Below are 13,090 nucleotides of genomic sequence, written 5' to 3'. Positions count from 1 at the left end.
TCGAGGACATCGCCCGTGGTCGGGCGGCGGCGGGGGAGCGCGCGCCAGAGATGGTCAAGCTGCGGCAGTACTTCGACCATCCGCTCTTCGTCGAGATGTTCGCCGACGGGATCGCGGCCGCGGCGGCGTCACTGCCCGACCTGCGCGCCGAGGCCCGGCTGGTGTTCACCGCCCATTCTGTCCCGATCGTGGCCGACGAGCGGGTGGGGCCCAATCTCTACAGCAGGCAGGTGGCCTACGCGACGCGGCTGGTCGCGGCTGCGGCCGGGTACCACGACTACGATCAGGTATGGCAGTCGCGTTCCGGTCCGCCGCGCGTACCGTGGCTGGAACCCGATGTCGGTGACCATCTTTCGGCGCTCGCCGAGCGGGGCACCCGAGCGGTGATCGTCTGCCCGATCGGCTTCGTCGCCGACCACATCGAGGTGGTGTGGGACCTCGACCACGAGCTGCGCAGCCAGGCCGAGGACGCCGGGATCGCGTTCGCCAGGGCCAGAACCCCCAATGCCGACCCGCGATTCGCGCGACTGGTCGCCGACCTGATCGACGAGTTGCGCTTCGACACCGAACCCGCCCGCCTCGCCGGGCCGGATCCGGTGCCCGGCTGCGGGTGTGTCGTCAACGGTCAACGGTGCTCGTCCTCGCCGCGCTGCGTCGCTGCAGGCGCGCCGACGGACAGCGACTGAAAAGCCGCGCAGCTACCTCGAATTGCCGTGATAGCGTCGTTTTCACCGGCGCCGCGAGTCAGGGGGTAGCGGAGTGTAGCCAGGTTACGGGGATGGTTCACACTATGGAGAGCGGGCCGACAACGACGGGCCCCTTCCGGATTACCTGCAACCGGGCTTCGACCCTCGTGGTGCGGAGCCGCCGCGGAAGAGCAAGCTGCCGTGGATCATCGGGGCAGTCGGCTTGGTCCTGATCGTCGCGGCAGTCGCCGTCGTACTGGCGGTGTGACTACCGCCGCCAGGCTGAGTGCAGGATCGCGCTTACCGCGGCAATCCGCGCCTTGCGGACCACACCGTTCAGCGGCCGAAGCGCCTCGTTGGCGATCTGCATCTCCGAGGACGACTGCAGCCCGATCGGCATCAGCCCGGAACTCACGGTGATGATCGCGTCGACGTGGGCGGCGTTCTCCAGCACCCGCACTGCCCGCTCCGGGGCGTGCTCTGGCAGTTTGTGCAGGCGCCCCGCCTCGAGCACCTGCTCCACTAGCCCGCGCGGATCGGCGACGTCGGCACCCGTCGTACCGGCGCGCAACGTGCCGAGAGCGTCGGCGGCCGCACGCACCGCGGATCGTAGTTCGTACTCGGCTGCCCCGAGGTCGATGTGCTCACCGAACGGCATGGCCGACAGCGAGTACACCGTCCAGGACAGGGAGCTGATCTCGGGACCGTAGTCGGAGTCCTCGTCCGCATCCCCGTAGCCATCGTCGTACACGAACTCCGGAACCAGTCCCACCGCTTCAGACCCAGGGTGCGACACGATGATCGCCTCACCGGCCGTCACGGCGTCGGCCTGGAACTGGGTGCCCGCCACCAGGCCGCGCACGTCGCCAGGCACCGGCAACGCCACCGAGATGGCGGGCTCGCCGGTGATGGGCCCCGCCGCGGTGCGCAGCGTCTGCAGCAGCGACACCGCTCCGGCATCGGTGAGGTCGGGCCACGGCAGCCCGGTACGGCCTGCCGCGACCGAGTCGTAGGCGGTGACGGAATGCCTTGGTGCCCACTGTGACAACGCGTCCAAAACATCGTCGGGCGCAGCGAGACCAGCGAGCCAGGCGTTGCTCCACGCCGACAGCGAAACACTTGGACACCACATAATGCACGCAGTGTAGTTGTTGCCGGCTCGGCAGGCTGCGTACGCGATAGGCTGCGTTCATGCCCGTTTGGTTGATCTGGCTGGTTGCAGCGCTGGCCCTGGCCGGTGCCGAGGCGCTGACCGGTGACCTCTTCCTGCTGATGCTCAGCGGTGGTGCGCTTGCGGCCGTCGGGTCGAGCTTGCTCGTCGACAACTACGTGGTCGACGGCGTCGTCTTCCTGGCGGTCACGCTCCTTCTGCTGGTGCTGGTGCGCCCCGCGCTGCGGCGCCGGTTCGCCGCAGGCACCGGTCTCCCAGAGCCGATGAAGGCCCTGGAAGGCAAGAGCGCGCTGGTGCTCGATCGGGTGGGGCGCCACGAGGGCCAGGTGAAACTCGACGGCGAGGTCTGGACGGCACGGCCGCTGAACGACAACGATGTCTACGAAGCGGGCGACCACGTCACCATCATGCGAATCGACGGCGCAACTGCGGTCGTCTTCAAGACCATTTGAGATTGGGGAGGATCCGTCATGGAAGGTGCCGTTGCCGGTTTGATTCTGGTGGCCGTGCTGGTGCTGTTCGCCATCATCGTGGTGGCCAAGTCGGTAAAAGTGATACCGCAGGCCGAGGCCGCGGTGATCGAGCGGTTGGGCCGCTACAGCAAGACCGTGTCCGGTCAGCTCACGCTGTTGCTGCCGTTCGTCGACAAGATTCGCGCCAGGGTGGACCTTCGCGAGCGCGTGGTGTCGTTCCCGCCGCAGCCGGTGATCACCGAGGACAACCTGACGGTCAACATCGACACCGTCGTGTACTTCCAGGTCACCAACCCGCAGGCCGCCGTCTACCAGATCAGCAACTACATCGTCGGTGTCGAGCAGCTGACCACCACCACGCTGCGCAACGTGGTCGGCGGCATGACGCTGGAGCAGGCGCTGACCTCGCGCGACCAGATCAACGGCCAGCTCCGTGGCGTGCTCGACGAGGCCACGGGCCGATGGGGACTGCGCGTGGCGCGGGTCGAACTCCGCAGCATCGACCCACCGCCGTCGATCCAGGACTCGATGGAAAAGCAGATGCGCGCTGACCGCGAGAAGCGCGCCATGATCCTGACCGCCGAGGGCAACCGGGAAGCGTCGATCAAGCAGGCCGAGGGCCAGAAGCAGGCCCAGATCCTCTCAGCCGAGGGCGCCAAGCAGGCGGCCATCCTGGCGGCCGAAGCCGACCGCCAGTCCCGGATGCTGCGCGCCCAGGGTGAACGGGCCGCGTCCTATCTGCAGGCGCAGGGCCAGGCCAAGGCCATCGAGAAGACGTTCGCGGCGATCAAGGCCGGTCGCCCGACGCCCGAGATGCTGGCCTACCAGTACCTGCAGACTCTGCCCCTGATGGCCAAGGGCGAGGCCAACAAGGTGTGGTTGGTGCCCAGCGACTTCGGTACCGCACTGCAGGGCTTCACCAAGATGCTGGGCGCGCCAGGCGAGGACGGCGTCTTCCGGTATCAGCCGTCGCCCGTGGAGGAAGACCTGCCGAAGCCGGAGGACGACTCCGCCGAGGTCGCCGAGTGGTTCAACACGAAGACCGACCCCGAGATCGCGCAGGCGGTTGCCCAGGCGGTGGCCGAGGCGCGCACCCCGGTTCAGGGGATGGTCGATCCGCCGCCGCAGTACGCGCCGCTGTCGCAGCAGGCCCAGCCGCCAACACCTGATTACGGGCAGCCACGGCACGGCTCACCCGGCCAGTGAGCGTGCTGACGTCGAAGCGGACCTACCTGGCGCTCGCGGCATTCGAAGCGGGCGACGCGGTGGCGTGTGCCATACCCCTGCCCGCCATCTCCAAGTCCTTCGACGATCTGGGAGTGCCGGCGAACCTGCGCAGGATCGTCCCGCCGGTGAAGGCCGCCTCGGCCGTCGGCCTGTTGGCGGTCGGCCGGTTTCCCTGGCTGGCGCGACTGACCACGGCGATGCTGACGGTGTACTTCGTGCTTGCCGTCGGCGCGCACATCCGTGCCGGTGACAAGCCCGTCAATGCGATTCCCGCGGCGGGTTTCCTTGCGACGTTCGCGGCGATGACCTTGAAGGGGCCATCGGTCAGCCGGCGCACACAGTAGTGGGCACCGACGTCGTGACGTCGCATGGCGCCTATCGGGTGTTGGGCGCGTACATGGCAGTGACGGTTGTCACCGACGCCATCCCGGTGGCGATCGCTACGCGCACCCTCGATGCCGTGAACTTTCCGCCGCGATATCGGTGGGTCTTCCCGCCGATCAAGACCGCCGCGGCGATCGGACTGCTGTCCGTCACCAGACGGCCGGCGCTGGCCCGATTGACCACCGCGATGCTGACCCTGTATTTCGTGCTGGCGGTGGGCTTTCACGTCAAGGCGCGCGATATGAGCCTGCCTGCCGTTTCCGCGGCGGGATTCCTTGCGACGTTCGCGGCGATGACCCTGAAGGGCCCCCCGGTCAGGGCGTGACGGCCGGTTCGGCGGCGGTCTGCGCGGCTGTTTGTGCGGCGGTGTGCTGCCGGTGGTGACGGCGGTGCGTGCGGATCTCGTAGACCAGCCCGGCGATGCCGAGGCTTGCCGTGCACAGCGATACCAGGAACAGCAGGGGACTGACGTTTCCGGTGAGCGCATCACCGAGGATGACGACGGCGGCGGTGCCGGGCAGCAGGCCGACGAACGAGGCCAGCGTGTACGGCACCACCCGCACGGCGGAGGCGCCTGCCGCGTAGTTGAGCACGGAGAACGGCACCGCCGGAATCATCCGCATCGATAGGATCGCCGGCCAGCCCCGTTCGCGGAGCCGCGCATCCAGCACGTCGACCCGCGGGTGCTTGACCAGACGGTTGAGTTGCCAACCCGCCGCGCGCACCAGAAGCAGGGCGATGACCGCGCTGATGGTGCTGGCGACCACGCCGATGGCGACGCCGAGGATCGGGCCGAACAGCAGCCCGGCGGCCAGCGTGAACGCGGTCCGCGGAAAGGGGAACACCGTGACCACGATGTGGGCGCCAAGGAAGGCCAGCGGGAACCACGGACCCACCGAGGTGGCCCAGTCCCTGAGCTGCACCGCGGTGGGTAGCGGCACCCACACGGCGACTGCGACGAGAATCACAATCGCGGTTGCCAGCATCACGATCCGTCGGCGCGGAACTTGCGATGCCGTCGCGAGAATCGCCGCGCATACTGCGCGCAACGTGCTGACGACGGGCTTCACGCTTCTCAACAGTACGGGGAGTTGCCGATCGGCTCATGGCGGTGTGGCGGCGAGTCGCCTGCCCGGCGGTTATGCGCTTGATCGCGATCATTTAGCCTGATGGCCGGGTGGTAAGTCACGCGCGCGACAACAGGAGATGCCGGTGTCCCTACAGGGGTCCAGTACCAGCCTTGAGGCGGATCGCGCGCGCTGGCGCACCGCGGTGGCGGGAGTGCTGGCGAAGAGCAGCAGGAAGGACCCGGCCGATCTTGGCGCCGAGCCCGACCGGCTCCTCGACTCGGCCACGTACGAGGGCTTCCCGATCCGCCCGCTCTACACCGCGCTGGACGGGTTGCCAGAAGCGCCGTTGCCCGGCCGGTGGCCGTTCGTCCGGGGCGGCGACGCGCTGCGTGACGTGAAGTCGGGCTGGAAGGTCGCCGAGGAGTTCCCGCTTCCTGGAGCGGTATCGCTCGCCGACGGCAACGGGGCGATCCTGGCGGCGTTGACGGAGGGCACCAGTGCGCTGGTGCTGCGGGTGGGTACCGGCGCCATCGCCGTAGGAGAACTCGACCGGTGGCTGGAGGGCGTCTTCCTCGATCTGGTGCCGGTGATCCTGGACGTCCGCGACGCGGGTGGCGACTACGTCGCCGCCGCCGACGCGGCGCTGGCGTTGCTCACCGATTTCGACGACGAACAGCGCGCCAGGCTGTCGGTGGATCTGGGTGCCGACCCCTTGACCGCGGCACTGGGCGGCCGGGCGACGCCGTCGCTCGACGAGGTCGTCGGCACCGCGATCAAGGCAACCGGCTACGACAGCGGCGTGCGCGCCATCACCGTCGACGGTCCGGCCTTCCACGATCTGGGCGCCAGCGCGTCGTGGGAACTCGCAGGCGCCGTCGCCGCCGGCGTGAGCTATCTGCGGGTGCTCGGCGAGAACGGGGTGTCGGTGGCCGATGCGCTGCGGCAGCTCAGCTTCCGGTACGCCGCCGACGACGACCAGTTCATGACGATCGCCAAGTTTCGGGCGGCGCGCCAGCTGTGGGCCAGGGTGGCCGAGGTGGTCGGCGAGCCGCTGGCCGGTGCCGCCACCGTGCACGCCGTGACATCGGCTCCCATGATGGCCCAGCGGGACCCCTGGGTGAACATGCTGCGCACCACGCTTGCCGCGTTCGCGGCCGGGGTCGGGGGCGCGGACACCGTGTGGGTGCGGACGTTCGACAATGCCATCCCCGGCGGATTGCCGGGCACCGCAGCCAGTTTCGCGCGCCGGATGGCCCGCAACACCCAGCTGTTGCTGCTGGAGGAATCGCACGTCGGGCGCGTGCTGGATCCCGGAGGGGGATCGTGGCACGTCGAGGACCTGACCCGCCGCCTCGCCGAGCAGGCGTGGAAGCACTTCCAGGACGTCGAGTCCAGGGGCGGCTTCGTCGACGCCGGCGACTACGTCGTCGCGGAGATCGAGCGGGTCCGAGACCGTCGAGGGGACGACATCGCCCACCGGCGCATCGCCCTCACCGGCGTCAACGAGTACCCCAACCTCGCCGAGGCGCCCCTGCCTGCCCGGACCGACACCGTAGGGGTGGCGCGCTACGCGGCCGGCTTCGAGGCGCTGCGGGACCGGTCAGACGCGCACCTCGCGGCGACGGGCGCGCGGCCGAAGGCCCTGCTGCTTCCGCTGGGGCCGCTCGCCGAGCACAACATCCGCACGACGTTCGCCGCGAACCTGCTGGCCTCCGGTGGCATCGAAGCCGTTTCCGAGAGTGCTGGGTCCTCCGGGTCCTTCACGGTCGCGGTGATCTGCGGCACCGATGCGCGCTACGCAACCGAGGCGGCGGCGGCCGTCGATGCTGCGCGGAAGGCGGGCGTGTCGTACGTCCTTCTCGCCGGCCCGGAAAAGGCGGTCGCCGAAGCGGATTCGAAACCCGACGGCTATCTGACCGCGAAGATCGACGCGGTCCGCGCGTTGTCGGACCTGCTCACCAGATTGGGGGCCTGAGGTGACTGCCACTGCGGGTATTGGACAGGGTATCGCCAGCTTCGCCGACGTCCCGCTGGACGGCGAGCAGAGCCCGCGGCCCGCGACCGAAGCCGCCGTCGGCGAGCTCGTCGCCGAAGCCGCTGCCGCACACGGCTACACCCCCGACCAGCTGGACTGGACCACGCCGGAGGGCATCGACGTCCGCCCCGTCTACGTCGGCGCCGACCGCGATGCCGTGGTGGCGGCGGGCTATCCGTTGGACGGTTTCCCGGGTCAGCCGCCGTTCGTCCGCGGTCCGTATCCGACTATGTATGTGAACCAGCCGTGGACCATCCGCCAGTACGCAGGGTTCTCCACCGCCGCGGAATCCAATGCGTTCTACCGCCGCAACCTGGCGGCGGGCCAGAAGGGTCTGTCGGTGGCGTTCGACCTTGCCACCCACCGGGGCTACGACTCCGACCACCCCCGCGTGGCGGGCGACGTCGGAATGGCCGGGGTGGCAATCGATTCCATCCTGGACATGCGGCAGCTGTTCGACGGCATCGACCTGTCGACGGTGTCGGTGTCGATGACCATGAACGGCGCCGTGCTGCCGATTCTGGCGCTGTACGTCGCTGCCGCCGAGGAGCAGGGGGTGCCTCCGGAGAAGCTGGCCGGGACCATCCAGAACGACATCCTCAAGGAGTTCATGGTCCGCAACACCTACATATATCCGCCCAAGGCATCGATGCGGATCATCTCCGACATCTTCGGCTATACCAGCGTCAAGATGCCGAAGTACAACTCGATCTCGATCTCCGGCTACCACATCCAAGAGGCCGGCGCCACAGCGGATTTGGAGCTTGCCTACACGCTGGCCGACGGCGTCGAGTACATCAAGGCGGGGCTCGCCGCGGGCCTGGACATCGACAAGTTCGCGCCACGACTGTCGTTCTTCTGGGGCATCGGGATGAACTTCTTCATGGAGGTGGCCAAGCTGCGTGCGGGCCGGCTGCTCTGGAGCGAGCTCGTCGCACAGTTCGACCCCAAGAGCGAGAAGTCGCTGTCGCTGCGCACGCACTCGCAGACCTCGGGCTGGTCGCTGACCGCGCAGGATCCGTTCAACAACGTCGCGAGAACCTGTATCGAGGCGATGGCCGCCACCCAAGGCCACACGCAGTCGTTGCACACCAACGCCCTCGACGAAGCCCTCGCCCTGCCCACCGACTTCTCGGCACGCATCGCGCGCAATACCCAGCTGTTGCTGCAACAGGAATCGGGCACCACCCGGCCGATAGACCCGTGGGGCGGTTCGTACTACGTCGAGTGGCTGACCCATGAATTGGCGGAGCGCACACGCGCCCATTTCAAAGAGGTCGAGGAGCACGGCGGCATGGCGCAGGCGATCGACGACGGCATCCCGAAGCTGCGCATCGAGGAGGCGGCGGCGCGCACGCAGGCCCGCATCGACTCGGGTGCGCAGACCGTGATCGGCATCAACAAGTACCAGGTCGACGAGGACCAGGAGATCGAAGTCCTCAAGGTCGAGAACAGCCGCGTCCGGGCCGAGCAGATCGCCAAGCTCGAGCAGTTGCGTGCCGACCGCGATCCCGCGGCGGTCGAGGCCGCGCTGGCCGAACTGACCCGTGCCGCCCAAGGGGATGGTCGCCGCGGGGGCGGCTCCGAAGGCGAAGGCAACCTGCTCGCCCTGGCCATCGATGCCGCGCGGGCCAAGGCGACCGTCGGGGAGATCTCCGACGCGCTCGAGAAGGTGTGGGGACGTCATCAGGCCGAGATCCGCACCATCGCCGGCGTCTACCGGGATGAGGTGGGGAAGGTCAGTAACCTCAGTGCTGCAACGGAACTGGTCGAGAAGTTCGCCGAGGCCGACGGGCGCAGGCCCCGCATCCTGGTCGCCAAGATGGGGCAGGACGGCCACGACCGCGGTCAGAAGGTGATCGCCACGGCCTTCGCCGACATCGGCTTCGACGTCGACGTCGGTTCGTTGTTCTCCACGCCCGACGAGGTCGCACGTCAAGCCGCGGACAACGACGTGCACGTCGTGGGGGTGTCGTCCCTGGCGGCCGGCCACCTGACCTTGGTCCCCGCCCTACGGGACGCGCTCGCCGAGGCGGGCAGGCCGGACATCATGATCGTGGTCGGCGGCGTGATCCCGCCAGGCGACTTCGACGAGTTGTACGCCGCAGGGGCCACCGCGATCTTCCCGCCGGGCACGGTCATCGCCGACGCCGCGATCGGTCTGCTGCAGAAGTTGGCCGAGCGCCTCGGCTACGACCTCGGCTAAATGGAGCCCTCCTCCGAAATCGAGCTCGCGGCGGCGGTCCGCAACGGCGACCGGGCCGCCCTCCCGAGGGCCATCACGCTGGTCGAGTCGACCAGGGTTGATCACCGCGATCAGGCGCAGCGACTGCTGGTGGAGCTGATGTCGGGACCCGGCGCGGCGTCGGAGGCCGGAGGCCGACCAACGGCATTGCGCGTCGGCATCACCGGGGTGCCTGGCGTCGGCAAATCCACGACCATCGAAGCGCTCGGGATGTACCTGATCGAACAGGGCCACCGGGTCGCGGTGCTCGCCGTCGACCCTTCGTCGACCAGAACCGGTGGCTCGATCCTCGGCGACAAGACCCGGATGGCGCGGCTGGCAGTGCACCCCGATGCCTACATCCGCCCGTCGCCGACCTCGGGAACCTTGGGTGGTGTCGCCAGGGCAACCCGCGAGACGATCGTTTTGCTGGAAGCGGCGGGTTACGACGTCATCCTGGTGGAGACGGTGGGGGTGGGGCAGTCCGAGGTGACGGTTGCCAACATGGTCGACACGTTCGTGTTCCTGACGCTTGCGCGCACCGGCGATCAGCTCCAGGGGATCAAGAAGGGCGTGCTGGAGTTGGCCGACATCGTGGTGGTGAACAAGGCCGATGGCGCGCACGCGGTGGAGGCGAAGGCCGCCGCGCGGGAGTTGTCGGGGGCGATCCGTCTCATCTATCCGCGCGAAACACTTTGGCGTCCACCGGTTCTCACGATGAGCGCGCTGCACGGCGAGGGGCTGAAGGAACTGTGGGATACCGTGCTCAAACATCGTCAGGTGCTCGCCGACGCCGGTGAGTTCGAGTCGAAACGACGCACGCAGCAAGTTGATTGGACGTGGTCGATGGTCCGCGACACCGTATTGGACCGCGTTCTTTCGCACCCCGACGTCCGCCGGATCCGGGCCGATGTCGAGCGTCGGGTCAGGGACGGCGAACTGACTCCGGCGCTTGCTGCGCAGGAGATTCTCACCGCGGCCGAGTCGAGCTGAGTTAACAGATCCGTAACGGTTGTCTAGTTAGCCGCGGGTGCAGGTAAATTGTGCATTGTGACCCCTGCATCAGCTCGGGAGAGCAGCGTTGCGCTCCCGCACGGCGTCCAAGGCGCCGCCGACGCCAATTTCGGCTGCGCCGTGCGCGCCTTCTCCCAGCTGTTCCCCGGGCGTAGGTTCGGCGGCGGCGCACTGGCCGTCTACCTCGACGGCGTTCCGGTCGTCGACGTGTGGACCGGTTGGTCGGACCGCCGCGGCACCACGCACTGGACCGCTGACACCGGGACCATGGTGTTCTCCGCGACCAAGGGGATGGCCTCGACCGTCATCCACCGGCTCGCCGACCGTGGCCTGATCGACTACGACGTCGCGGTGGCCGATTACTGGCCTGCGTTCGGCGTCAACGGCAAGTCGGCAGTCACCGTCCGCGATCTGATGCGGCACCGGGCCGGGTTGTCGCAGCTGAACCGGGCCACCAAGGCCGACCTGATGGACCACATCCTGATGGAGGAACGGCTCGCGGCCGCCCCGATGGGCTGGCTGCGGGGGAGGCCCGCCTATCACGCGCTGACCTACGGCTGGCTGCTGGCGGGCCTGGCCCGCGCCGTCACCGGGCGCGGCATGCGGGAGTTGTTCCGCACCGAACTCGCCGAACCGCTCGACACCGACGGTTTCCATCTCGGTCGGCCCCCTGTCGACGCGCCGACGCGGCCCGCCCAGATCATCGGGCCGCAGAGCCGGTTGCAGAACCCGCTCTTCAATCTGGTCGCGCCCCACCTGGCCGCCCTACCGTTCTCGAGCGGTTTCGGCTCGATGTACTTCCCTGGCATGAAGGCCAGCGTGCAGGGCGACATCCCGCTCTTGGATACGGAGCAGCCTGCGGCCAACGGCGTGGCCACCGCGCGGGCGCTGGCCCGCATGTACGGCGCCATCGCCAACGGCGGCACCATCGACGGCAGCCAGTTCCTGTCGGCCGAACTCGTCGCCGGGCTCACCAGCCCGCCCAGCCTGCACCCCGATGGCAGCATCTTCATGCCGCTGTCGTTCAACCTCGGCTACCACGGTCTGCCGCTGCCGGGCATCCTGCCCGGATTCGGGCACGTCGGTCTGGGTGGCTCGCTGGGGTGGGCGGATCCGGTCACCGGCTTGGCGTTCGGGTTCGTGCACAACCGGCTGCTGACTCCTCTGGTGGTCGCTGATCAGGCCGGGTTCGTCGCGACCGCGGCCCTGATCCGCCGGGGGGTTGCGCTGTCGCGCAAGCACGGTTTCGCGCGGGTAGCCGAGTTCGGTTCGCCGTTCGCCGAGCGCGCCACCGCGACCGGTTAGAGCCACCACCGCTCGGATGTCGCCACATCCTGAACTTGGCGCGGACCTGAACTGAGCGCAGACAACATCTGTTGTCCGCGTGAAGTACCTGCGCCACAGCCAATCTCGTCGAAAGACGGCCTTCAGGGGGTGCGGTGGCATCAGATGGGCTCGCGGCCGAGGCCGCGCCGTTGCCAGGGTGACCGACGCCGGGACACGCCGTTATGGCGATCGCGATTGCACAAGCAATCCGCGGCGCCGGAAGAAGCCGAGCCCGAAACGTCGCCACGACTGACGGACGGCGTTGATCCCCGGCGCGACAATGTTGACGCGAACGTCTATTTACTGCAGTAATGGCCATCCTGGGCCGGAATTCGACCATGGGTATGTTTCTGTCCGAGGTTTGCCGAAACGCACAGCGGAGGCTCAGAGTTCGTTGATATAAAGTTTGCTAGTGTCACTGTCGGCGAAAACTTAGTAACGACCCGCTCTCGTCGCCAGAATTGACCGTCAGTGTTAATATTCGGCGTTTCCGCTGGATATCGCCCTGTTTTCGTTGAACAAGACGAACTGGTAGCTGTCGGTGTAATCTTCCCGCCGAGCAATGTTGGAGGTGGAAAGACAGTTGGAGATTTGCCCGAACTACCGCACTTCATTACTGTGCGGTCGTTAGGCTCCGACTCATATTTGCCGACTATCGACAGGAAACGGGGAGGGCGAGTGGCCGCACTGCCGCGGCTTAGCCAATTTGCGTTTTCGTGAACTTCACCCGGGGGGGCCCTGAAGTACGTTCGTGGAAGAGGTTGAAATACGTGGCAGACACAACGGTCTCCTCAGTCGCCGTGATCGGCATGGCATGCCGCCTGCCTGGAGGCATCGACTCGCCCGCAGCCCTATGGGAGGCGCTGCTGCGGGGTGACGACACCGTCACGAAGGTGCCGCTGGACCGATGGGACGCCGAGGAGTATTACGACCCGGAACCCGGTGTGCCTGGACGTTCGGTCTCCAAGTGGGGCGCGTTCATCGACGACATCGCCGGCTTCGACGCCGAGTTCTTCAGCATCAACGAGCGCGAGGCGACCGGGATCGATCCCCAGCACCGCCTGCTTCTCGAAACCGCGTGGGAGGCCGTGGAACATGCCGGCATCGACCCTGCGACGTTGACCGGGTCCCTCGGTGGCGTGTTCATGGGATTGACCGGCTGCGACTACGAATTGCTTTCCGCGGACGCCGGTGTCATCGACGGCCCCTACGGGTTCACGGGCAACAACTTCAGCATGGCTTCGGGGCGAATCGCCTATCACCTCGGTCTGCATGGCCCGGCCTACACAGTCGACTCTGCGTGCTCGTCCAGCCTGCTCGCCGTGCACATGGCGTGCCGCAGCCTGCACGACGGCGAAAGCGACCTCGCCCTTGCCGGCGGTGTGTCGATCATGCTCGAACCCCGCAAGATGTCCTCGGGATCGGCTCAGGGCATGTTGTCGCCGACGGGACGTTGCCACGCGTTCGACGTGAACGCCGA

12 protein-coding genes are annotated in these 13,090 nt (G+C 67.8%); 10 read left to right on the top strand and 2 right to left on the bottom strand.

Annotation, left to right across the window (positions count from 1 at the left end; genetic code table 11):
- Positions 1–686: ferrochelatase (locus QOC69_RS25785; RefSeq protein WP_526444989.1), on the top strand; the 686-nt coding region annotated here is incomplete at its 5' end.
- A 268-nt stretch (positions 687–954) separates the two neighbouring features.
- On the opposite strand, the gene QOC69_RS25780 is transcribed toward QOC69_RS25785, so the two are convergent.
- A complete protein-coding gene (locus QOC69_RS25780; protein WP_526444987.1) occupies positions 955–1,818 on the bottom strand; it encodes an Rv1486c family protein in 864 nt (287 codons plus the stop codon).
- A 59-nt stretch (positions 1,819–1,877) separates the two neighbouring features.
- Between QOC69_RS25780 and QOC69_RS25775 the strand changes: the two genes are divergently transcribed.
- From QOC69_RS25775 to QOC69_RS25760, 4 genes are read left to right on the top strand one after another with little or no spacing between them, the layout of a single operon-like run.
- Positions 1,878–2,309, top strand: coding sequence for an NfeD family protein (locus tag QOC69_RS25775; RefSeq protein ID WP_526444985.1), 432 nt, complete (start codon positions 1,878–1,880; stop codon positions 2,307–2,309).
- An 18-nt stretch (positions 2,310–2,327) separates the two neighbouring features.
- Positions 2,328–3,536, top strand: a complete 1,209-nt coding sequence (locus tag QOC69_RS25770; protein WP_526444982.1) for an SPFH domain-containing protein — start codon at positions 2,328–2,330, stop codon at positions 3,534–3,536.
- Complete coding sequence (locus QOC69_RS25765) at positions 3,533–3,901, top strand: DoxX family protein (RefSeq protein WP_526444980.1); 369 nt, start codon at positions 3,533–3,535, stop codon at positions 3,899–3,901. Before QOC69_RS25770 ends, QOC69_RS25765 begins: the two co-directional genes overlap by 4 nt.
- Before the next feature lie 14 nt (positions 3,902–3,915).
- Positions 3,916–4,266 (top strand): DoxX family protein, encoded by a 351-nt coding sequence (locus tag QOC69_RS25760; protein ID WP_526444995.1) that lies wholly within the window; start codon positions 3,916–3,918, stop codon positions 4,264–4,266.
- Here the strand turns inward: QOC69_RS25760 and QOC69_RS25755 are convergent.
- The gene (locus QOC69_RS25755; protein WP_526444978.1) at positions 4,256–5,011 is read right to left on the bottom strand and encodes a TVP38/TMEM64 family protein; all 756 of its coding nucleotides are present in this window, start codon (positions 5,009–5,011) and stop codon (positions 4,256–4,258) included. The genes QOC69_RS25760 and QOC69_RS25755 overlap by 11 nt on opposite strands.
- Before the next feature lie 136 nt (positions 5,012–5,147).
- Here QOC69_RS25755 and mutA point away from each other — a divergent pair, with 136 nt between their 5' ends.
- The 5 genes from mutA to QOC69_RS25730 all read left to right on the top strand — a co-directional run.
- Positions 5,148–6,986, top strand: coding sequence for a methylmalonyl-CoA mutase small subunit (gene mutA, locus QOC69_RS25750; protein ID WP_526444976.1), 1,839 nt, complete (start codon positions 5,148–5,150; stop codon positions 6,984–6,986).
- 19 nt (positions 6,987–7,005) lie between these two features.
- On the top strand, positions 7,006–9,252 hold the full coding sequence (gene scpA / locus QOC69_RS25745) for a methylmalonyl-CoA mutase (protein ID WP_526444993.1): 2,247 nt from the start codon (positions 7,006–7,008) through the stop codon (positions 9,250–9,252).
- Positions 9,253–10,263, top strand: coding sequence for a methylmalonyl Co-A mutase-associated GTPase MeaB (gene meaB, locus QOC69_RS25740; RefSeq protein WP_526444974.1), 1,011 nt, complete (start codon positions 9,253–9,255; stop codon positions 10,261–10,263).
- Between the two features lie 57 nt (positions 10,264–10,320).
- A complete protein-coding gene (gene lipL, locus QOC69_RS25735) occupies positions 10,321–11,589 on the top strand; it encodes an esterase/beta-lactamase LipL (RefSeq protein ID WP_526444972.1) in 1,269 nt (422 codons plus the stop codon).
- Positions 11,590–12,419: 830 nt separating this feature from the next.
- The coding region (locus QOC69_RS25730; protein ID WP_526444991.1) for a beta-ketoacyl synthase N-terminal-like domain-containing protein at positions 12,420–13,090 on the top strand (671 nt) is incomplete at its 3' end.

This window comes from Mycobacterium sp. (assembly GCF_032162105.1).
In the GTDB taxonomy this organism is placed as follows: Bacteria; Actinomycetota; Actinomycetes; order Mycobacteriales; family Mycobacteriaceae; genus Mycobacterium.
Note: the sequence above shows the minus strand (reverse complement) of the source record. Positions and strands in the feature narration are given on the sequence as shown.